The 17,992-nt window shown below is 65.0% G+C and carries 18 protein-coding genes; 5 read left to right on the top strand and 13 right to left on the bottom strand.

What is annotated here, in order from left to right:
* The first annotated feature begins 69 nt into the window (after nt 1–69).
* Both ACR9YP_RS13295 and ACR9YP_RS13290 read left to right on the top strand, forming a co-directional pair.
* Complete coding sequence (locus ACR9YP_RS13295) at nt 70–759, top strand: aspartate/glutamate racemase family protein (RefSeq protein ID WP_370988492.1); 690 nt, start codon at nt 70–72, stop codon at nt 757–759.
* Nucleotides 759–1,409 carry a TetR family transcriptional regulator gene (locus ACR9YP_RS13290; RefSeq protein WP_438110590.1) on the top strand — a complete coding sequence of 217 codons (651 nt, stop codon included), beginning with the start codon at nt 759–761 and terminating at the stop codon, nt 1,407–1,409. The genes ACR9YP_RS13295 and ACR9YP_RS13290 overlap by 1 nt, the downstream gene beginning before the upstream one ends.
* A 164-nt stretch (nt 1,410–1,573) precedes the next feature.
* Here the strand turns inward: ACR9YP_RS13290 and ACR9YP_RS13285 are convergent, their stop codons facing one another.
* From ACR9YP_RS13285 to ACR9YP_RS13260, 6 genes are all read right to left on the bottom strand, one after another.
* Nucleotides 1,574–2,359: an ABC transporter permease gene (locus ACR9YP_RS13285; RefSeq protein WP_474220122.1), complete on the bottom strand. Its 786-nt coding sequence runs from the start codon at nt 2,357–2,359 to the stop codon at nt 1,574–1,576.
* Nucleotides 2,356–3,168 carry an ABC transporter permease gene (locus tag ACR9YP_RS13280; protein WP_438110588.1) on the bottom strand — a complete coding sequence of 271 codons (813 nt, stop codon included), beginning with the start codon at nt 3,166–3,168 and terminating at the stop codon, nt 2,356–2,358. Before ACR9YP_RS13280 ends, ACR9YP_RS13285 begins: the two co-directional genes overlap by 4 nt.
* A gap of 68 nt (nt 3,169–3,236) precedes the next feature.
* On the bottom strand, nt 3,237–4,283 hold the full coding sequence (locus ACR9YP_RS13275; RefSeq protein WP_438105724.1) for an ABC transporter substrate-binding protein: 1,047 nt from the start codon (nt 4,281–4,283) through the stop codon (nt 3,237–3,239).
* A 22-nt stretch (nt 4,284–4,305) separates the two neighbouring features.
* Complete coding sequence (locus ACR9YP_RS13270; RefSeq protein ID WP_474220121.1) at nt 4,306–5,613, bottom strand: NAD(P)/FAD-dependent oxidoreductase; 1,308 nt, start codon at nt 5,611–5,613, stop codon at nt 4,306–4,308.
* A gap of 16 nt (nt 5,614–5,629) precedes the next feature.
* Nucleotides 5,630–6,346 (bottom strand): HAD family hydrolase, encoded by a 717-nt coding sequence (locus ACR9YP_RS13265; protein WP_130215273.1) that lies wholly within the window; start codon nt 6,344–6,346, stop codon nt 5,630–5,632.
* 32 nt (nt 6,347–6,378) lie between these two features.
* Nucleotides 6,379–7,458: an ABC transporter ATP-binding protein gene (locus ACR9YP_RS13260; protein WP_438105720.1), complete on the bottom strand. Its 1,080-nt coding sequence runs from the start codon at nt 7,456–7,458 to the stop codon at nt 6,379–6,381.
* A gap of 213 nt (nt 7,459–7,671) precedes the next feature.
* On the opposite strand from ACR9YP_RS13260, the gene ACR9YP_RS13255 reads away from it, so the two are divergent.
* Nucleotides 7,672–8,610, top strand: a complete 939-nt coding sequence (locus ACR9YP_RS13255) for a LysR family transcriptional regulator (RefSeq protein ID WP_438105718.1) — start codon at nt 7,672–7,674, stop codon at nt 8,608–8,610.
* A 171-nt stretch (nt 8,611–8,781) separates the two neighbouring features.
* Here ACR9YP_RS13255 and uxuA read toward each other — a convergent pair whose 3' ends face one another.
* The 6 genes from uxuA to ACR9YP_RS13225 all read right to left on the bottom strand — a co-directional run bounded on the left by uxuA (nt 8,782) and on the right by ACR9YP_RS13225 (nt 14,996).
* The gene (uxuA, locus tag ACR9YP_RS13250) at nt 8,782–9,972 is read right to left on the bottom strand and encodes a mannonate dehydratase (protein ID WP_474220119.1); all 1,191 of its coding nucleotides are present in this window, start codon (nt 9,970–9,972) and stop codon (nt 8,782–8,784) included.
* Nucleotides 9,973–9,985: 13 nt separating this feature from the next.
* Nucleotides 9,986–11,035: an L-idonate 5-dehydrogenase gene (locus tag ACR9YP_RS13245; RefSeq protein WP_438105715.1), complete on the bottom strand. Its 1,050-nt coding sequence runs from the start codon at nt 11,033–11,035 to the stop codon at nt 9,986–9,988.
* Nucleotides 11,032–12,438, bottom strand: coding sequence for a TRAP transporter large permease (locus ACR9YP_RS13240; RefSeq protein WP_474220117.1), 1,407 nt, complete (start codon nt 12,436–12,438; stop codon nt 11,032–11,034). Before ACR9YP_RS13240 ends, ACR9YP_RS13245 begins: the two co-directional genes overlap by 4 nt.
* 4 nt (nt 12,439–12,442) lie before the next feature.
* Nucleotides 12,443–13,021, bottom strand: a complete 579-nt coding sequence (locus ACR9YP_RS13235; RefSeq protein ID WP_438105712.1) for a TRAP transporter small permease — start codon at nt 13,019–13,021, stop codon at nt 12,443–12,445.
* 114 nt (nt 13,022–13,135) lie between these two features.
* Entirely contained in the window at nt 13,136–14,113 is a 978-nt protein-coding gene (locus ACR9YP_RS13230; RefSeq protein WP_176945322.1) for a sialic acid TRAP transporter substrate-binding protein SiaP, read from the bottom strand.
* 70 nt (nt 14,114–14,183) lie between these two features.
* Complete coding sequence (locus ACR9YP_RS13225; protein WP_438105710.1) at nt 14,184–14,996, bottom strand: FadR/GntR family transcriptional regulator; 813 nt, start codon at nt 14,994–14,996, stop codon at nt 14,184–14,186.
* 144 nt (nt 14,997–15,140) lie between these two features.
* On the opposite strand from ACR9YP_RS13225, the gene ACR9YP_RS13220 reads away from it, so the two are divergent.
* Together ACR9YP_RS13220 and ACR9YP_RS13215 are read left to right on the top strand one after the other, a co-directional pair.
* Nucleotides 15,141–16,625: a mannitol dehydrogenase family protein gene (locus tag ACR9YP_RS13220; protein WP_438105708.1), complete on the top strand. Its 1,485-nt coding sequence runs from the start codon at nt 15,141–15,143 to the stop codon at nt 16,623–16,625.
* Nucleotides 16,626–16,710: 85 nt separating this feature from the next.
* Nucleotides 16,711–17,118, top strand: coding sequence for a nuclear transport factor 2 family protein (locus tag ACR9YP_RS13215; RefSeq protein ID WP_128936216.1), 408 nt, complete (start codon nt 16,711–16,713; stop codon nt 17,116–17,118).
* Nucleotides 17,119–17,184: 66 nt separating this feature from the next.
* Here the strand turns inward: ACR9YP_RS13215 and ACR9YP_RS13210 are convergent, their stop codons facing one another.
* Nucleotides 17,185–17,901, bottom strand: a complete 717-nt coding sequence (locus ACR9YP_RS13210; RefSeq protein ID WP_438105706.1) for an HAD family hydrolase — start codon at nt 17,899–17,901, stop codon at nt 17,185–17,187.
* Between the last annotated feature and the right edge of the window lie 91 nt (nt 17,902–17,992).

The following is a 17,992-nucleotide window of genomic DNA, read 5'->3' as shown; positions in this document are numbered from 1 at the left end:
CCCATCATGATGGCGAGCTTCGACGTCTTCGTCTACGATCCGGCCGGACCAACTCGTCTGGAGACCGGAATGCAAACCATCGGCCTGATTGGAGGCATGAGCTGGGAGAGCACCGCGCTCTACTACAAGCTCATCAATGAGCGGGTCCGCGACCGCAAGGGCAAGCTGCATTCGGCCCCACTGCTGATGTATTCCTACGATTTTCAACAGATCAAGGAAATGCAGTACGCCGATCGCTGGAGCGAGGCGGCGGCCAGCCTGGCGGAGGTCGCACGGCGGCTCGAAAGCGCCGGGGCCCGTGCGATCGTGTTGTGCACGAACACGATGCACAAACTGGCACCCGACATCATGTCGAGCTTGACCGTTCCATTCATTCATATCGGGGACGCAACGGCGCAGCGCATCCGGGCCAAAGGGTACCGGCGGCTCGGGCTGCTCGGCACGAAATTCACGATGGAGCAGGACTTTTACATCGACCGGCTGCGCGCGCATGATCTCGACGTCCTGGTTCCTCCCGCCGACGCCCGCGCCGACGTGAACCGCATCATCTACGATGAGCTGTGCCTTGGAACTGTCACCGCTCCCTCGCGCCGGCGCTATCAGGAGGTGATGGCAGCGCTCGTCACCGCCGGCGCGGAGTGCATCATCCTCGGCTGTACCGAGATCACGATGCTGGTCGGCCCGGACGACACGTCAGTCGAGACGTTCGATACGACGGCAATTCATGCCGAGACGGCGGCCGATTTCGCCATGGGATGATGCTCGAACGCATGCCGCTCCCATCGAAGCGCATCAACGACCCCGAGCGCACCAAGCGCGACATCCTCGAAGTGGCGATGACCGAATTCGCCCGCGAGGGCTATTCCGGCGCGCGGGTCGACGCCATCGCCGCCCGGACGCGCACGTCGAAGCGGATGATCTACTATTATTTCGGCGGCAAGGAGCAGCTCTACCTCGCGGTGCTCGAAGAGGCCTATCGCAGAATCCGCGCGCTGGAGGACCAGCTCGACATCGCAAGCTGCGACGCCCGCGAGGGATTGCGCCGCCTGATCGAGGCCACCTTCGACCATGACGAGCGCAATCCGGACTTCATCCGCCTCGTCAGCATCGAGAATATCCACCATGGCAAGCATCTGAAGCAGAACCCGCAGCTGCGGCAGCTCAACGCCAGCGTGATCGCGACGCTCGACGGCATCCTGAAGCGCGGCCGCGACGAAGGCGTCTTCCGCGGCGACGTTGACGCCATCGACCTGCACCTCGCCATCTCCTCCTACTGCTTCTTCCGCGTCGCCAACCGCGACACCTTTGGTGCGCTGTTCGACCGCGACCTCAGCGAACCCGGGGTGCTGGCGAAGAGCCGGACGCAGATCGTGGAGATGATTTTGGCGTGGCTGGAGGCGAAGGAGTGAGGGTGTGGCCCGCCGCAAACTCAGCCGTCGTCCTGGCGAAGGCCAGGACCCATACCGCGAGGTCTATCGGTTGCGGATGGTACTAGTCCCGAACGACCAATCTTCGCCAAAACACTCCCTGGGGTAATGGGTCCTGGCTTTCGCCAGGACGACAATAACTCGCCTCACCCACCCTTCTTCTGCCGCGTGCTTGCCAGTAGCACCAGCATGAAGGAGGCCGCCGTCATCAGCGTCGAGATCGCGGCGATGGTCGGGTCGATCTCGTCGCGGAGCGCGGTGAACATGCGCTTGGTCAGCGGCTGGTACTGGCCGCCGGAGATGAACAGCGCGACGATGGTCTCGTCCATCGCCGAGATGAAGGCGAAGATGCCGCCGGCGAGCACGCTGGACTTGATCTGCGGCAGCGTCACCGCGAAGAAGCTGCGCAGGCGGTTCATGCCGAGGCTGCGCGCCACCATCTCCTGCGCGGGGTCGAAGCTCTGTAGGCCCGCGAGCACCGAGATGACGACATAGGGTAATCCCAGCATCACGTTCGCGAGCACGAGGCCGGGCATGGTCGCGACCAGGCCGACCTTGGCGTAGACGAAGAAGATGCCGACCGCGGTAATGATGATCGGCACCACCAACGGCAGCAGCAGCGCCATGTGGATGATGCGCATGATGCGCAGCTTCGACTGGCTGATGGCATAGGCGGCTGCCACGCCGAGCGGGGTCGCGATCACGACGGTCAGCAGCGCGACCGTCAGCGTCACCCGCGTCGCCTGCATCCAGGCGGAGTTGGCGAAATATTGCTGGTACCAGCGCAGCGAGAACGACGGCGGCGGGAAAGTCAGGAACCGCGCGCTCGAGAACGAGATCGGCGCGATGATCAGCACGGGAAGGATCAGATAGACCAGCACCAGCGCGCTGATCACGTAGAGAGCAATCCGTGCGGGCGAGGCGCGCATCATTTCTGCCCCAACACACGATCGAGCGAGATGAAGCGGCTGACGACGAAGAAGATCAGGAGCACGCTCAGGAGCAGCACCACGGCGACCGCGCTGGCCGCCCCGAACTGGTTGTAGAGCTCGACATTGCGGCTCACCAGCATGGACACCATCACGGTGCGGCCGCCGCCGAGCAGCTCCGGCGTGATGTAGAAGCCGAGGCAGAGCACGAATACCATGGTGCAGCCAGCGAGCACGCCCGGCAGCGACAGCGGCAGGAACACGCGGAAAAATGTGAGCGATGGGCTCGCCCCTAAGCTGGCGCCGGCCTGCATGAGATCGCCGGGGATCTTCTGCATGGTGGCATAGAGCGGCAGCACCATGAACGGCAGCAGGATGTGCACCGTCGCAACCACCGTGCCGAACGTGTTGTGGACCAACGCGAGCGGCTCGGAGATCACGTCCAGATAGCGCAGGAACTGGTTGATCACGCCGGTGCGCTGCAGCAGCGCCAGCCACGCATAGGCCCTGACCAGCACGCTGGTCCAGAACGGCAGCACCACCAGCGACAGGATGAGGATGCTCCACGCTTTCGGCACCGAGTTGGCAAGATAGGCCACGGGATAGCCGAGCAGCAGCGCGATTCCCGTGACCGCGAGACTGATCTCGAAGGTCAGCGCAAAGCTGCGCCAATAGACGTCCTCGGTGAAGACGCGGCGATAATTCTCCAGCGTAAAGCCGTCGTGGTAGACCGACTGCCAGGCGAGCCAGCCGACCGGCAGCACGATCAGAGCCAAAATCACCAGCAGTGCCGGCGACACCAGCGCCAGCATCAGGCCGTGCTCGCGGCGCTGATGCTTCTGCGATGGATCGGACACGGATGTCGTCAAGGCCGCCTCGCTCACTTCTGCATGAACGACGCCCAGCGCTTCTCGGCCGCTTCGCCCGCGGGCGAGGACCACCAGGCGTAGGACATCAGCGCCTGCTTGGCCGCGTTGGCCGGCTCGCTCGGCAATTGCGCGGCGCGCTCGGGCTTGATCACGCTGGTTTCGAACGCCTTCGGATTACCGGGGCCGTAGTCGATGTGGAGCGGCAGGTTGGCCTGGTGCACGGGATCGACGGCCTCGTTGAGGAACTTCACCGCGGTAGCGAGATTCGGCGCGCCCTTGAGGATGCAGAGCGAAGTGCTCTGCAGGATGCCCTGGTTGTAGGTGAAGGCCACCTTGGCGCCTTCCTTGGCGACCGCGCTGACGCGGCCGTTCCAGGCCATCTCCATGTCCACTTCGCCGTCGTTGAGAAGCTGCGCCGACTGCGCGCCCGAGGTCCACCATACCGTGATGTGCGGCTTGATCTCTTCCAGCTTCTTGAAGGCGCGGTCGACGTCGAGCGGATAGAGCTTGTCGGGCGCGACGCCGTCCGCCATCAGCGCCGCCTCGAGCGTGGCGATCGGGTGGTTGCGCAGCGCCCGGCGGCCGGGGAATTTCTTGACGTCCCAAAAATCCGCCCAGCTGTTCGGCGCATCCTTCGGGAACGTCTTCTGGCTGTAGGCCAGCACGCTGGAATAGAATTCGTAAGACACCGAATAGGGACTGCGATAGGCCTCGGGCATCGCCGCTGCGTTCGGGATCTTGGAGAAGTCGAGCTTTTCGATCAGCCCCTGCTCGCCGCCGCGCAGGCAATAGCCGGTCGGGGTGTCGACGACGTCCCAGATCGGCTTGCCGCTGCCGACCTGGGTCTTGATCGCGGGCCAGGCGTCGGGAATGGAGTCCTGGTTGATGGTGATGCCGAGCTTCTTGGCGGAGGGATCGAGGATCGCCACCGTCTGGGCCTGCTGATAGGCACCGCCCTGCGAGACGAAGGTGATCTGCTCGGCGGCACCGGCAGCCGTGGTAAATCCGATTGCACCAAGCAATGCGCAGCCAAATCCAAACTTCTGCTTCGTCGTCATCCTCACCTCCTCCAAATAGATCTCACTGACCGATCGCATCGAGAAACTGGTACCAGCCGGCGACCATGCGCACGGCGGGCTCGCGCAGCGGGTAGAACGGAATCGCCTTCATGCGCCTGATATCGAGCAGGCCGACCTCGGGCGTCTCGCCGCGCACGAAGGCGGCGAGATAGCGGCCCATCAGGCTCGACATTGCGACACCGGCTCCATTGTAGCCGATCGAGACCAGCGTGCGGTCGTCGAGCCGGCCGATATGCGGCACCTGGTCCAGCGTCATCGCGACGAGACCCGACCATTTGTAGGCGAGCGGGATATCGGCGAGATCGGGGAAGATGCCGACCATCGCCTTGCGCAACGCATCAAACGCCGGTTCGGAGTCCTGCTTGCCGAAGGCGCCGCGGCCGCCGAAGATCACGCGATTGTCGACCATGCGGAACCAGCGCATCATGCGTTTGGTCTCGGTATAGGTGCGCCCCGTCGGCATCAGCTTGCCGGCGAGATTGCGCGGCAGCCTCTCGGTGGCGATGATGGCGCTGCGGAACGGGATCAGCGTGCGCTGCAACTGCGCGGTGGCATCGGTCAGATCTGAATAGCTGTTGGTGGCGATGATGGCCTGCTTCGCCCGCACCGCGCCTTTCGGCGTCTCGGCGACGATCTCGCCGTTCTCCCGCCGGAGTTTGAGCACCGGCGACTCCTGGAAGATGGCAACGCCGCGGCGCGCGACGCCGTCGGCAAGCCCGCGCAGATAGTTCAGCGGATGAATGCCGCCCGAGCCGGGATTGAGCACGCCGCCGACAAAGATGTCGGAGCCGGTCTCCTCGCGCACGCCGCGCTTGTCGAGAATGCGGACCTCCGCATCACCCATCTCGCGCGTCATCCAGTTGGCTTCGTCGATCGCGGCCCGGAGCGTCGTCTCGTTATGCGCCGCCTTGACCTGGCCGGTGCGAGTGAGGTTTGCGCTGGCGATGCCGAACTCGGAGACGAGCTCTTCGACCATGTCAGTCGATTCATGCGCGATCTCGTACATGCGCCGCGCCATGGCGCGGCCGTGCACGGCATCGATCTCGCGGAACGAGAGGCGGAATTTTGCGGTGATCACCCCGCCATTGCGGCCGCTCGCGCCCCAGCCGGGGCGGTTGGCCTCTAATACGACCGGCGCGAGCCCGCTTCTGGCGATGTGGTGCGCAGCGGAGAGGCCGGTGTAGCCCGCGCCGATGATCACCACATCTGCCTGCCGCTCGCCCGACAGGACCGGAAACTCGCGCGCCGGTTCGGCCGTGGCGGCCCACAGCGAGTTGGCTGACGGCAGCGCGCTCCAGTCCCGTGTCATGCCCGCGCTCACGGACTCAGGCCGCCGGGCCGATGGCGGCGTCGGCGAGCGCCTTCAGCGTCGGATAGTGGAAGTCCGGCTTGGTCAGCGTCTCCACCGCCGGCGTGCCGCCGAAGCCGGCAATGCCCTGGCGGCGCTCGATCCAGCACACCTTGTAGCCGAGCTTCCGCGCGATCCCGATGTCGTGGTACTGGCTCTGCGCGACGTGCAGGATGTCGGACTGCTTGTAGCCGAAGGCGGACTGGCGACCCTTGTTGTAGGCGAAGAATTCCGGGTTCGGCTTGGCCACGCCGGTCTCGTCGGCGCAGACCGTGTCGTCGAAGGGATTGCCGAGTGCATGCGCGTAACAAGAGAGCGCAACGCGGTCGGCATTGGTCATCGCGACCAGCCGGAATTTGGTGCGCAGGCGCTTGAGCGCCTCGACCGAGTCCGGGAACGGCCCCCAGCGCAGCACGGCGAGCTGGAACACGTCGCAGGACGCATCGTCGGCCGGCAGCCCGAGCTCCTTGGCGAGATAGCGGTAGACGTGGAACATCACCTCGCTCGAGCGCTCGTAATGCTTGTCGCGACCGCGCTTGTAGGATTCGAAGATCTGGTCGTCACTGAGCTCGGCTGGCGTCTTGCCCGAGATCCTGCGCACCGCGGCGAGCACGCCGGTCTCGAAGTCGATCAAGGTGCCGACGACGTCGAAGGTGAGAACCTTGAAATTGCTGAACGCGGCTTGGGTCGACATGTTCGTTTCTTCTCTCAGGTTGCAACAAGGCTTCAGTCCACCCTGGGCACCACGATGGTGTCCTCGGGGTGAAGGGTGACGGTGAGACTGCCGCCGAGCGGCGGAATGCGGCTGTAGGCCTGATGGTAACTCGGCTGGCGCAGGCTGAGCGCGATGCCGCCTTCGAGCGCCAGGAAGACACGCAGGCTCTCGCCCTGATAGACGATGTCGGTGACCGTGCCGGTCAGCCGGTTGCAGGCGGCATCCTGCACGCCGTTGTCGATCAGCAGTTTTTCGCTGTGCACGGCGAGCATCAGCGCATCGCCGTCCGGAATGGCGCGGGCGCTGCGCAGCAGCGCGTTGCCGAGCGCGACGCAGGCCGCATCGACACGGCGAACGGGCAGCATCGTCGCTTCCCCGATGAAACTCGCGACAAAGGAATTTGCGGGATGATCGTGCAACCGTTCGGGCACGTCGATCTGGATCAGCCTGCCGTCCTTCATCACGGCGACCCGATCGCTCATGGTCAGCGCCTCACGCTGATCATGGGTGACGTAGATGATGGTGGCCTGGATGCGCTTGTGCAGCGCGCGCAGCTCGATCTGCATGGATTCGCGCAGCTGCTTGTCGAGCGCGGAGAGCGGCTCGTCCATCAGGATCAGGCGCGGCTCGAAGATCATGGCGCGGGCCAGCGCCACGCGCTGGCGCTGGCCGCCGGAGAGCTGCGCGATGCCGCGCGCCTCATAGCCGGCGAGGCCGACCATCGCGAGCGCTGCGCGCACCTTGTCAGGCCAGCTCGCTTTCGGGAGGCGGCGGGCGCGCAAGGGAAAGGCGACGTTCTCGCCGACGCTCATATGGGGGAACAGCGCGTAGTTCTGGAACACGACGCCGAGATCGCGCTTGTGCGGCGGCATCCAGGTGACGTCGCGGCCGCCGAAGAGAATTGTTCCGCTCGATGGCAGGATGAAGCCGCCCAAAATGCCGAGCAGCGTGGTCTTGCCGGAACCGGAGGGACCGAGCAGCGAGACGAACTCGCCGGCGCCGACATTGAGGGACACGTCATCGAGGGCGCGAACCGCGCCGTACGTCTTGCTCGCGGACCTGATCTCGACGCTTTCCGCTCGCTTGTCCAACGATCGACCCTCGCCACGTCCGTGTGATGGCGTGCCTCACTGCGCGCCATAAGCCTGCTTTATAGACAGGGGATTTGAGCACTCACGGACGAAGCGTGCACCGCACCAAATCTTCCTCCGCAGGCCCTGTCTTTTGGGCTGTCATGCCAATGACACCAGACTTGGCAAAACTCGGCAATTGCCAAATTCTCACGCGGCTCATAACATGACGTTATGCCCGAGCTGCGCCGCATGCTGCCGTCCAGCAACGCCCTGTTCGTCTTCGACGCGGCGGCGCGCAATGGCAGCTTCACCGCGGCGGCCGCAGAATTGAACGTCACGCAGCCGGCGGTGAGCCGGATGCTCGGCCAGCTCGAGGAGCATCTCGGCGTTCGCCTGTTCGATCGCACGGCCGGACGCGCGGTGCTCACCGAGGAGGGCGAGCTGTTGTATCGCCGCGTGCTCGAAGGCTTTCGCAGCATCGAGAGCGGCCTCGTGGAAATCGAACGGCGGCGCAAGGGCACCGAGACCGTGACGCTGTCGGTCTCCTCCGCCTTCACCACGCATTGGCTGATGCCGCGCATCGACAAGCTCCAGAAACAGTTTCCGCAAGTCGATCTGCGCTTCCAGCTGATCTCCGGCGCGCTGCGCGGGCCGGTGGACAATGTCGATCTCGGCATGCGCTTTCGCGATCGCGACGAGCCGTCGTCCGGCGGCACGCTGATCATGAAGGAAGTCATGCTGCCGATGTGCAGCCCCGGCTATCTTGGCGAGACCGACCCCACTGAAGGCAACACCATCATCCGTCTTGCCGAGACGCCGGGCGACTGGGCCGCCGATTATGCATCGCTCCTCACCGGGCGCCGCGGCGCGGCCAAGGCGCTGAGCTTCACCGACTATGCCGTGGTGGTGCAGGCCGCGCTGCTCGGCCAGGGCATCGCGCTCGGCTGGCTGACGGTGGCCTCGCACTGGCTTCTCACCGGCGCGTTAGTGCCGGCCTCCGACACCCTGACCAGCACGCGCCGCCTCTGCGAATTCCTGCCGCCGCGCAACCGGCCGATGCGCCCCATCGCCGTCGAGATCCGCGACTGGATCATCGCCCAGATGAAAAGCGAGATCGCCGCGATTGACCGGCTCTATCCGAAACTCGGCGCGATGGCGGCGTGCTATTGAGGTTCTTCTCCCTCTCCCCGCTTGCGGGGAGAGGGTCGGGGTGAGGGGGAGTCTCCGCAAGGACGGTAAGAGTTGGATTCGCGGAGAGTCCCCCTCACCCGGATCGCATCTTCGATGCAATCCGGCCTCTCCCCGCAGGCGGGGAGAGGCGAAGAGTCCCCGCATCACACCTCACCGATGCTCGATCGCGCGGATGGCGCCGCGGAGCTCGGCGAGGCCGCGGAGGCGGCCGATTGCGGTGTAGCCGGGATTGGTGCGCTTGGTGGCGGCGAGATCGTCGAGCATGCGGTGGCCGTGGTCGGGACGGAACACGATCCTCTTGTCTCGTGAACGCCGCGCATTCTCCTTCAGCAGCGCCTTGAGCACTGCGACCATGTCGACGTCGCCGTCGAGATGATCGGACTCGTAGAACGACAGGCCATCGGCCTCGCGCTTGGTCGCGCGCAGATGGGCAAAGGCGATGCGAGGGCCAAAGCGCTCTGCCATTTCAGGCAGATCATTCTCGGCGCGCACGCCGAGCGAGCCCGTGCACAGGCAGATGCCGTTGGCCTTGGACGGCACGGCGTCGAACAGCGCCTGGTAGTCCTCGGCCGTCGAGGCAACGCGCGGCAGGCCGAACAGAGGGCGCGGCGGATCATCCGGATGCAGCGTCAGCGACACCCCTAATTGCTCGGCGACCGGCGCGACACGGCCCAGGAATTCGGCGAGATGCTGCCGCAGGATCTTTGGCGTGATGTCGCGATAGGTTTCCAGCCGGTCGCGGAATTGCGGGATGGTCATCGGCTCGGTGGTCGAGCCCGGCAGAGCGCTGGCAATGACCATCACGAGATAGTCGATATCGGCCTGGCTCATCTTGTCAAACAGCCGTTTCGCGCGCGCCTGCTGCTCCGGCGAATACTCCTGCACGGCCGCCGACCGTTTGAGGATGTGCAGCTCGAACGCGGCAAAGCGGTCCTGATCGAAGCGCATGGCGCGGGCGCCGTTCGGCAGCTCCCATTCCAGATCGGTGCGGCACCAGTCGACGACAGGCATGAAATTGTAGCAGATGATCTTGATGCCGGCGGCGGCCACCGCTTCAAGACTCGCGATCCACGCCTCGATCGACTTCGTCGCCTTGCCCCCGAGCCGCTTGACGTCGTCGGGGATCGGAATCGATTCCACCACCGACCACGTTAGTTGCGAACGGCCGGGCTGGCCGTTCTCGATGAAATTCTTGCGCTCCTCGACCGCCTTGCGCGTCCAGACTTCCCCGATCGGTACCTGATGCAGCGCGGAGACAATCTCCGTCGCGCCGGCCTGCCTGACATCGTCGAGCGAGACCGGATCATCTGGCCCGTACCAGCGCCATCCTTCCAGCATCATGAGTCGCCTCCGATCAATTCGCGGTCAGCACGACCTTGACGCTCTGCGAGCGGTCGAGTGCCAGCCTGAGCGCGTCGGGCGCGGTCGACAGCGGCCGTTCGGCGGTGACCAGCGACAGCACATCGACACTGCCGGCCGCGATCAGTTCCACCGCCGTCATGAACTCGAAGCCAAAGCGGAAGGAGCCGCGCAGGTCGATCTCCTTCGCCATCACCGCGTTCGATGGCGTCGGGATCTGCCCGCCCGGCAGATTGCCGATCTGCACCACGACGCCGCCGCGCCGCACGATCCCGATCGCGCTCGCAAGCCCCGCGGCCGTGCCGGAGACCTCGAACGCGACGTCATAGGGACGCGAAGCGGCCTGCGCCTTCAGACCCTCCTCCCCGCCCGAGACGTTCTCGACATGCGAGGCGCCGAGCCGGCTTGCGAAAGCCAGCGGCGCCGGCGCGATGTCGGCCACCGTGACATCAGTCATGCCGGCGCGATGTGCGGCGAGCATGGTCAGAAGCCCGATCGGGCCGGCGCCGAAGATGATGCCGCGCTTGCCCTCGATGTTGCCGGCGCGCGCGACCGCGTGCAGGCAGACCGCGAGCGGTTCGGCCAGCGCCGCAGCCTGATAGGACACGTGATCCGGGATCTTCACGCACTGCGCCGGGATCGCGTCGAAGTAATTGGCGAAGCCGCCCTGCATGTGCGGCGTCTTCGAGGCCGAGCCCATGAAGTAGATGTTCTCGCAGAGGTTCGGCCGGCCTTCGCGGCAGGCGACGCAATGGCCGCACCAGCGCGACGGGTTGACCGCGACGCGGTCACCGGTCTTCAGGTTCGCTGCGGATCCGGAGATCTCCACGACCTCACCGGAAATCTCGTGGCCCAGCACCAGCGGTGACTTCACCACGAAATCACCGGTGCGGGCGTGACGGAAATAATGCATGTCCGAACCGCAGATGCCACCCGCGCCGAAGCGGATGCGCACCATGCCGTCTGCGAGCTTGTCGAGCGGATGCTCGATCATGCGCAGGTCTTCTGGTCCGAACAGGGTTGCGGCGAGAGCAGTGGAGGTCATTTGGAGAGTCCCATGTATTTTGGCAGCCAGAGAGTCAGGTCGGGAATGTAGGTGATCGCGATCAGCGCGAGCATCAGGGGCACCAGCCAGGGCAGGATCGCCACCGTCGTGCGCTCGACCGAGAGTTTTGCCACGCGGGCAAGCACGAACAGCACCATGCCGAGCGGCGGGTGCAGCAGGCCGATCATCAGGTTCAGCGTCATGATCAGGCCGAAGTGAATGGGATCGATGCCGAGCTTGAGCACGATCGGCAGCAGGATCGGCACCAAAATGGTGATCGCCGCCGTGGTGTCGATGAAGCAGCCGACGAACAGGATCAGGACGTTGGCGAGTGCCAGGAACACCCATTTGTTGTGGGTGACGCTGAGCATCCAGTCCGACAACGTCTGCGCGGCCTGTGACACCGTCAGCAGCCAGGCGAAGATCGAGGCTGCCGTGACGATAAACAGCACCGAGGCCGTGGTCTCGATGGTGTCGAACGTCGCCTTCGCCACCGTTTGCAGCGTCATGGTGCGGTAGCGGACGAGGCCGAGGAACAGCGACCAGATCACGGCGGCGACCGCGGCTTCGGTCGGCGTGAACCAGCCGAGCGTCATGCCGCCGATCAGGATCACCGGCGCCATCAGCGCCATCACCGCCGAGAAGTCGAAATACCAGTCGATCACGAGCAGCGTGCCGAGACCGATGACCACGGCCAAGTTGACCGAAAGACCGGCCAGCACCATCAGCCAGATCGCGAGGGGGAACGAGAGCACGATGACGATCTCGAGCCCGGCCGAGCCGAGCTGCGGCCAGGAGAACGGCGTATCGCTGCCCCATTTGTTCTTGTGCGCGAAATAGGTGACGGTGGCCATCATGAACAGGGTCAGGACGATGCCGGGAATGACGCCGCCGAGAAACAGCGCGCCGATCGAGACGTTCGCCATCATGCCGTAGATCACGAAGGGCAGCGACGGCGGGATGATCGGCCCGAGCGTCGCCGAGGCTGCGGTGACGCCGACCGAGAACTCGGTAGAGTAGCCGTGGTCCTTCATCGCCTTGATCTCGATGGTGCCGAGACCGGCGGCGTCCGCGATCGCGGTGCCGGACATGCCGGAGAAGATCACCGAGCCGATGATGTTGACGTGACCGAGGCCGCCGCGCATCCACCCGACCAGCGCGACGGCGAATTTGTAAATGCGCCCGGTGACGCCGGCAATGTTCATGAGGTTGCCGGCCAGGATGAAGAACGGCACGGCAAGCAGCGGAAAGCTCTCGACGCCGGCGATCATGCGCTGCGCCAGCGTGACATCGGGCGTCACGCCGCTGACCAGGATGTAGAGCAGCGACGACGCGGCCATGGCAATCGCCACGGGAACGCCGAGCAGCATCAGGATGAGAAAGCCTCCGAGCAACAGCAGCATGATGTTATATCTCCGATCCGTCGTAGGCACCGGGACGTTCGAGGACCGAATAACCCTGCCGCCAGTGTTGCAGCGCCGCCTGCACCGCGCGAAGGAACATCAGCACGAAACCAAGCAGAACGGCGTAATAGACGTAGTTCTTGGGGAAGTTGATCGTGGTCATCTGCTCGTCGCCGATGATCTGGATGTAGACCCAGACCAGCTTGGTGGCGTAGCCGAAGAAGGCGATCCGGATCAGGTCGATCACCGTCGACAGCGCACGGCCCACGGGCCGCGGCAGATAGCGATAGACGAGATCGACCTGGATGTGCCGCGACAGCCGCACGCACATCGCGGCGCCGATGAAGACCACGCCGATCAGGCAATAGGTCGCGATCTCCTCGGTCCAGGCGTAGCTGTCGTTGAGCACATAGCGGGTGAAGAACTGGAGGAAGACGGCGAGCGCCATCACCCAGAAGATCGCCAGCGCCACCCAATCCTCGAACGCGTAGATGCCGAGATCGACCTTCAGCGTCGCCTCCTCCTCGAAGGTGTGGGCGATCTCGTCCGCGGTGATCTGCCGGTGTATTTCGGCGGTCGACATGGGGTTACTCCTCAAACGTCTCAATCGTCATTCCGGGGCGGCTCGAAGAGCCGAACCCGGAATCTCGAGATTCCGGATTCCGCGCTTACGCGCCGCCCCGGAACGACAGTCGTGTCACTTCACCGCCTGGATGCGTTCCCAGTCGGCCTTGCGATAACCAAAGGTCTCGAACGCGACGTTCTTCAGCACGGTGTCGCGGAACTCGTTCTTGTCGACCTCGGTCACGCTCAAGCCCTTCTCCTTGAAGAAGGCGACCAGCTTGGCCTCGTTCTGCTTGATCTCTCCGGTGGCCTTGGCGGCGGCTTCCTGCGCCACGTCGGTGAAGATCTTCTTGTCCTCGTCGGAGAGCTTCTTCCACAGCGCGCCGGCCACCACCGTGTTGAGGTGATCGACGATATGGCCAGTCAGCACGATGTGCTTCTGCACCTCGTAGAACTTCTTGGCCTCGATCGTCGTCAGCGGATTCTCCTGCGCCTCGACGGTGCCGTTCTGGAGCGCGAGATAGACTTCGGCGAACGCGATCGGCGCGGTGTTGGCGCCGCAGGCGCGCGGCATTGCCAGATAGGCCGGCACGTCGGGCACGCGGATCTTCAGGCCCTTCATGTCGGCGCAGGTCTTGATCGGCTTGTTCGACGAGGTCTGGCGCACGCCGTAATAGGTCACCGCGACGATGTGGTGGCCGCTCTTGTCCTCATAGCCCTTGGCGAGCTCCTTGAAGATGTCGCTCTTGGTATAGGCGAGCAGATGATCGGCGTCGCGGAAGGTGTAGGGATAGTAGGTCACGCCGATCGGGGGGAAGCTCTTGGCCGCGAAGCTCGAGCCGGAGATGATGATGTCGACCGAGCCGAGTGACAGGCCCTGGTTGATGTCGGCCTCCTTGCCGAGCTGGGAGGCCGGATAGACCTCGATCTGATAGCGCCCGTTGGTGCGCTTGCCGATCTCCTGCGCGGCCCAGACCGAGGCGGTGTGGAACGGCTCCGAGGTCTCATAGACATGGGCCCATTTGAGCTTGGTCTGCGCCATGCCTGCATTGGTCGCAGCCAGCAGCGCAGCGGCGGAGAGTGCCGCGGCAATCGTCATCTTCTTCAACATCGACTTTTCCTCCATCGTTCAAGTCTGCTTCTTGTTCGCCCGCGCCGACAGGGATGCGGGCCGCCCAATCTCATCGCCGCCGCGCGTGGCTGCTCGCAGTCCGCGTCTTCGGCGCATGTTTCGGTTTCGACGGTTTTGCCGCAGGTCGCACCGTGCTGCCGCGTCCGGACGACGATCCTGCCGCGTTCTCGGCGCCAAAATTCTGTGCAAAGCGTTCCTGGGAGCGCGCCAGATGAACGCGCATGGCATCGCGCGCGGCGTCCGGATCATGCGCCACGATCGCGTCGCGCACGGCGCGATGCTCGTCGAGCGCCGTGCGCCACGTGCCCGGGCTCTCGAAATAATGCGCAAGCTGCGCGAAATAGGGATTGAGGCGTTGGTCGAACAGCTCGCCGACCACGCGCACCAGGACGGCGTTGCCAAGGCTGCCGGCGATTGCGACGTGAAACGCGCGGTCGTGGACCATCGAGGCTTCGCCGGGATGCTCGACATTCTCCATCGCGACAAGGGACGCATCGATGCGGGCGATATCGTCCTTGGTCGCCACGCGCGCGGCCTGTTCGGCGATGGCGCTTTCCAGGAATTCGCGGGCGCGCAGCAGCTCGAACGGGCCTTCGATGACGGAAGCGGGTGCCGGTGCCGCAACGGCGGCGGGCTCGATCACGTAGATGCCGGACCCGACGCGGATGCGGAGGCGGCCTTCGACCTCGAGCGCGATCAGGGCTTCGCGCACCGTCGGCCGCGACACCTTGAGCTGCTCGGCGAGCTCGCGTTCGGTCGGCAAGCGGCTGCCGACCGCGTACTCGCCGCTGTCGATCAGGCTTCGCAATTGATCGGCGACCTGGCGATAGAGCCGTCTCGCCTCCACAGCTTCCAGCGGCACGCTGGTCCTCCCGAAAGGATCGCGCGACGCACCTCAAGCACCCGCGACCGGCCAATTTTGGAAAATTGGTCTTACCAATTGACCGGAGCATTGACCGAGGACGGGCGCCATGTCAAGCAGCGGCAAAGCAAAGGGGAGACGTCCATGCGCCTTAATTCGACGCGCCTTGGCCGCGCCAATCTCGACCGGCTGTCACCTCGCATCCGCCGCCCGGCCTATGACCGCTCGCGCGTCACGCCCGGAATCGTGCATCTTGGTCTCGGCGCATTTCATCGCGCCCATCAGGCCGTCGTCATCGACGATTGCCTTGCGGCAGGCAGCGCGTCTTGGGGCATCGTCGGCGCGAGCCTGCGCAGCCCGGATACGCGCGATGCCCTCGCCCCACAGGACCACCTCTACACCGTTGCGATCCGTTCGGCCGAAGGCACCGAGCACCGCGTCATCGGCGCGCTGCTCGACAGTGTCGTCGCGCGCGAAAATCCTTCGCGGCTGGTCGGGCGGATGGGCGATCCCGCCATTCGCATCGTCTCCCTGACCGTCACCGAGAAGGGCTATTGCCACACGCCGCAGACCGGCGATCTCGACGAGCGGCATCCCGACATCGTGCACGATCTCAATAATTTCGACGCGCCGCGCTCGGCGCCCGGCTTCATCGTGGCTGCGCTGGCGCGCCGCCGCGCACAGGGCCTTCCGCCCTTCACCGTGATGTGCTGCGACAACCTCGCCGCCAACGGCCACACCGTGCAGCGGATCGTGACGCAGTTCGCCGCGCTGCGCTCGAAGGAGCTCGGCAAGTGGATCGCGGATGCGGTCGCTTTCCCCTCGACCATGGTCGACCGCATCGTGCCGGAAACCACGGATGCCGACCGGGAAGCGGTGTCATCCGCGCTGGGCTTTCACGACGCCTGGCCTGTGATGACCGAGCCGTTCACGCAATGGGTGGTCGAGGACCGCTTCACGGCGGGCCGGCCCGATCTCGCCGCCGCGGGCGTCGAGCTCGTCAGCGACGTCAAGCCGTTCGAGCTGATGAAGCTGCGGCTGCTCAATGCCAGCCATTCGGCGCTGGCCTATCTCGGCTATCTCTCAGGCTACGAGACCATCGCCGACACCATGCAGGACCCGCATTTCGCGCACCTCGCCGCGCAGGTGATGGAAGAGGCCGCGGTGACGCTGACAATGCCTTCAGGTACCGACCTTGCCGCCTATCGCGCCTCGCTGCTCAAGCGCTTCGCCAATCCTGCACTTCACCACCGCACCTGGCAGATCGCGATGGATGGTTCGCAAAAGCTGCCGCAGCGCCTGCTCGGCGCGATGCAGGATCGCCTGCGCAAGGATTTGCCGATCGCAACCCATGCGCTCGCGGTCGCCGGCTGGATACGCTACGTCACCGGCCTCGACGAGCAGGGCCGCGCCATCGACGTGCGCGACCCGCTCGCCGGCGAATTCGCCGCATTGGCGCGCGAGGCAGGTCCTGTCGCCGAACGGCTCGCGCCCGCATTGCTCGCCGTCGCGAAGGTGTTCGGACCTCTTGGCGCCGAGCCACGCCTGCGCGAGGCGGTCACCGCAGCGCTCGGCCGTCTCTACAGGGATGGCGCGCGGCGGGCGGTGGCGACGCACGTCCCGGCGTGATCACGAAGCGGGCCATGCTGCACTGCGGTCAAAATTGACGGAAGTCGCGCTTGATTTTTGACTGTCCTTGGCCCACCCGAGAGCCATGGCAAAGGACAGCAAGGTCATCGCCGCGAACGCGGCCTTCTACGCCGCCTTTTCGACCGGCAATTTCGACGAAATGGAGCGGATGTGGGCGGATGATGACGCCATTTCCTGCATCCACCCCGGCTGGCCAGCCATCATCGGGCGGGCCACCGTGATCGGAAGTTGGCGCGACATCCTGCAGAACCCGGAGCGGCCGCAGATCGCCTGCGCCGAGCCGCAGGCGATCATCGACGGCGACAGCGCGCGCGTGCTCTGCATCGAGATTGTCGACGGCACCGCCTTGGCCGCATCGAACCATTTCCGCCGCGTCGGCGACGGCTGGCGCCTGGTGCATCACCAGTCGAGCCCGATCGCGCAGATTGTCGAGCAGGCTGAGGAGGATAGCCCGAGCCACCGGGTCCACTGAAGATGGCGATCACGCCGGCGTGATCTACTGTGCATGGGGTTGTTTTGCGACTTTTTGTTTGGCGCCTCATCCAAGCCCCGACAAATCGTCCAGCACCACCCGCGCATGGCTGAAATCATCGTCCCGGAAGAACATGCTGCGCGTGACCAGAACCGGTATGCCGGCACGTGAGGCTGCGATCAGGCCATTGGCGGAGTCTTCGATCGCAACGCAGTCGTGCGCAATCAGCTTCAGCCGCGCCAGGACCTCGAGATAGACGTCCGGCGCCGGCTTCTTATGCCGCACATCGTCGCCGGCAACGATCGCGTCGAAATCCCCGGCCCAGCCCGTCCCCAGCGCCTGCGAGAGCAGCGCGTCGATATTGCCGTGCGAAGTGGTGGTCGCGATCGCGAGCCGCTGGCCGCGCTCCCTCGCCGCGGCGAGCAGCTCCGCCACGCCGGGCCGTAAGGGGCAGCAGCCGGTCTCGACCAGCTCGGCATAATGGGCGGTCTTGATGCGGTGAAGCTGCGCGATATCCGCGTCCGCCAATGGCTGGGCGATCCGCAGCCTTGCATGGTAGGCGCGCATGCGTTCCTTGCCCCCAGTCACCCGCAGCAGGTCCTTGTAGACGGCGCGGTCCCACTCCCAGCCGAGCCCGTGGCGCGAGAAGGCGTGATTGAAGGCCTGCCGATGCAGCTCCTCGGTTTCGGCAAGCGTGCCGTCGACATCGAAGATCAGCGCGGCGGCGCGCCGGATCAGCTCGGCGGCATCGCATGCTACTGCGGCGGGTGCTTCTGCCTGCATGATCGATGATCTCCCCTGACGCCCGGGTGACCATCGCCCGAGGCCGCAGGTGAGACAAATCGCAATATCTTTTGCCGGCCCCAAAAATCTC

The organism is Bradyrhizobium sp. BR14999, from assembly GCF_056106085.1.
Note: the sequence above shows the minus strand (reverse complement) of the source record. Positions and strands in the feature narration are given on the sequence as shown.

What these genes read in the sequence shown, in the direction of transcription:
- ACR9YP_RS13240 (WP_474220117.1), bottom strand. Translation starts at nt 12,438, where the DNA reads ATGCTGCTGTTGCTCGGAGGCTTTCTCATCCTGATGCTGCTCGGCGTT.
- ACR9YP_RS13215 (WP_128936216.1), top strand. Translation starts at nt 16,711, where the DNA reads ATGGCAAAGGACAGCAAGGTCATCGCCGCGAACGCGGCCTTCTACGCC.
- ACR9YP_RS13210 (WP_438105706.1), bottom strand. Translation starts at nt 17,901, where the DNA reads ATGCAGGCAGAAGCACCCGCCGCAGTAGCATGCGATGCCGCCGAGCTG.
- uxuA (WP_474220119.1), bottom strand. Translation starts at nt 9,972, where the DNA reads ATGATGCTGGAAGGATGGCGCTGGTACGGGCCAGATGATCCGGTCTCG.
- ACR9YP_RS13230 (WP_176945322.1), bottom strand. Translation starts at nt 14,113, where the DNA reads ATGTTGAAGAAGATGACGATTGCCGCGGCACTCTCCGCCGCTGCGCTG.
- ACR9YP_RS13285 (WP_474220122.1), bottom strand. Translation starts at nt 2,359, where the DNA reads ATGATGCGCGCCTCGCCCGCACGGATTGCTCTCTACGTGATCAGCGCG.
- ACR9YP_RS13275 (WP_438105724.1), bottom strand. Translation starts at nt 4,283, where the DNA reads ATGACGACGAAGCAGAAGTTTGGATTTGGCTGCGCATTGCTTGGTGCA.
- ACR9YP_RS13290 (WP_438110590.1), top strand. Translation starts at nt 759, where the DNA reads ATGCTCGAACGCATGCCGCTCCCATCGAAGCGCATCAACGACCCCGAG.
- ACR9YP_RS13245 (WP_438105715.1), bottom strand. Translation starts at nt 11,035, where the DNA reads ATGACCTCCACTGCTCTCGCCGCAACCCTGTTCGGACCAGAAGACCTG.
- ACR9YP_RS13220 (WP_438105708.1), top strand. Translation starts at nt 15,141, where the DNA reads ATGCGCCTTAATTCGACGCGCCTTGGCCGCGCCAATCTCGACCGGCTG.
- ACR9YP_RS13265 (WP_130215273.1), bottom strand. Translation starts at nt 6,346, where the DNA reads ATGTCGACCCAAGCCGCGTTCAGCAATTTCAAGGTTCTCACCTTCGAC.
- ACR9YP_RS13235 (WP_438105712.1), bottom strand. Translation starts at nt 13,021, where the DNA reads ATGTCGACCGCCGAAATACACCGGCAGATCACCGCGGACGAGATCGCC.
- ACR9YP_RS13295 (WP_370988492.1), top strand. Translation starts at nt 70, where the DNA reads ATGCAAACCATCGGCCTGATTGGAGGCATGAGCTGGGAGAGCACCGCG.
- ACR9YP_RS13255 (WP_438105718.1), top strand. Translation starts at nt 7,672, where the DNA reads ATGCCCGAGCTGCGCCGCATGCTGCCGTCCAGCAACGCCCTGTTCGTC.
- ACR9YP_RS13270 (WP_474220121.1), bottom strand. Translation starts at nt 5,613, where the DNA reads ATGACACGGGACTGGAGCGCGCTGCCGTCAGCCAACTCGCTGTGGGCC.
- ACR9YP_RS13280 (WP_438110588.1), bottom strand. Translation starts at nt 3,168, where the DNA reads ATGCTGGCGCTGGTGTCGCCGGCACTGCTGGTGATTTTGGCTCTGATC.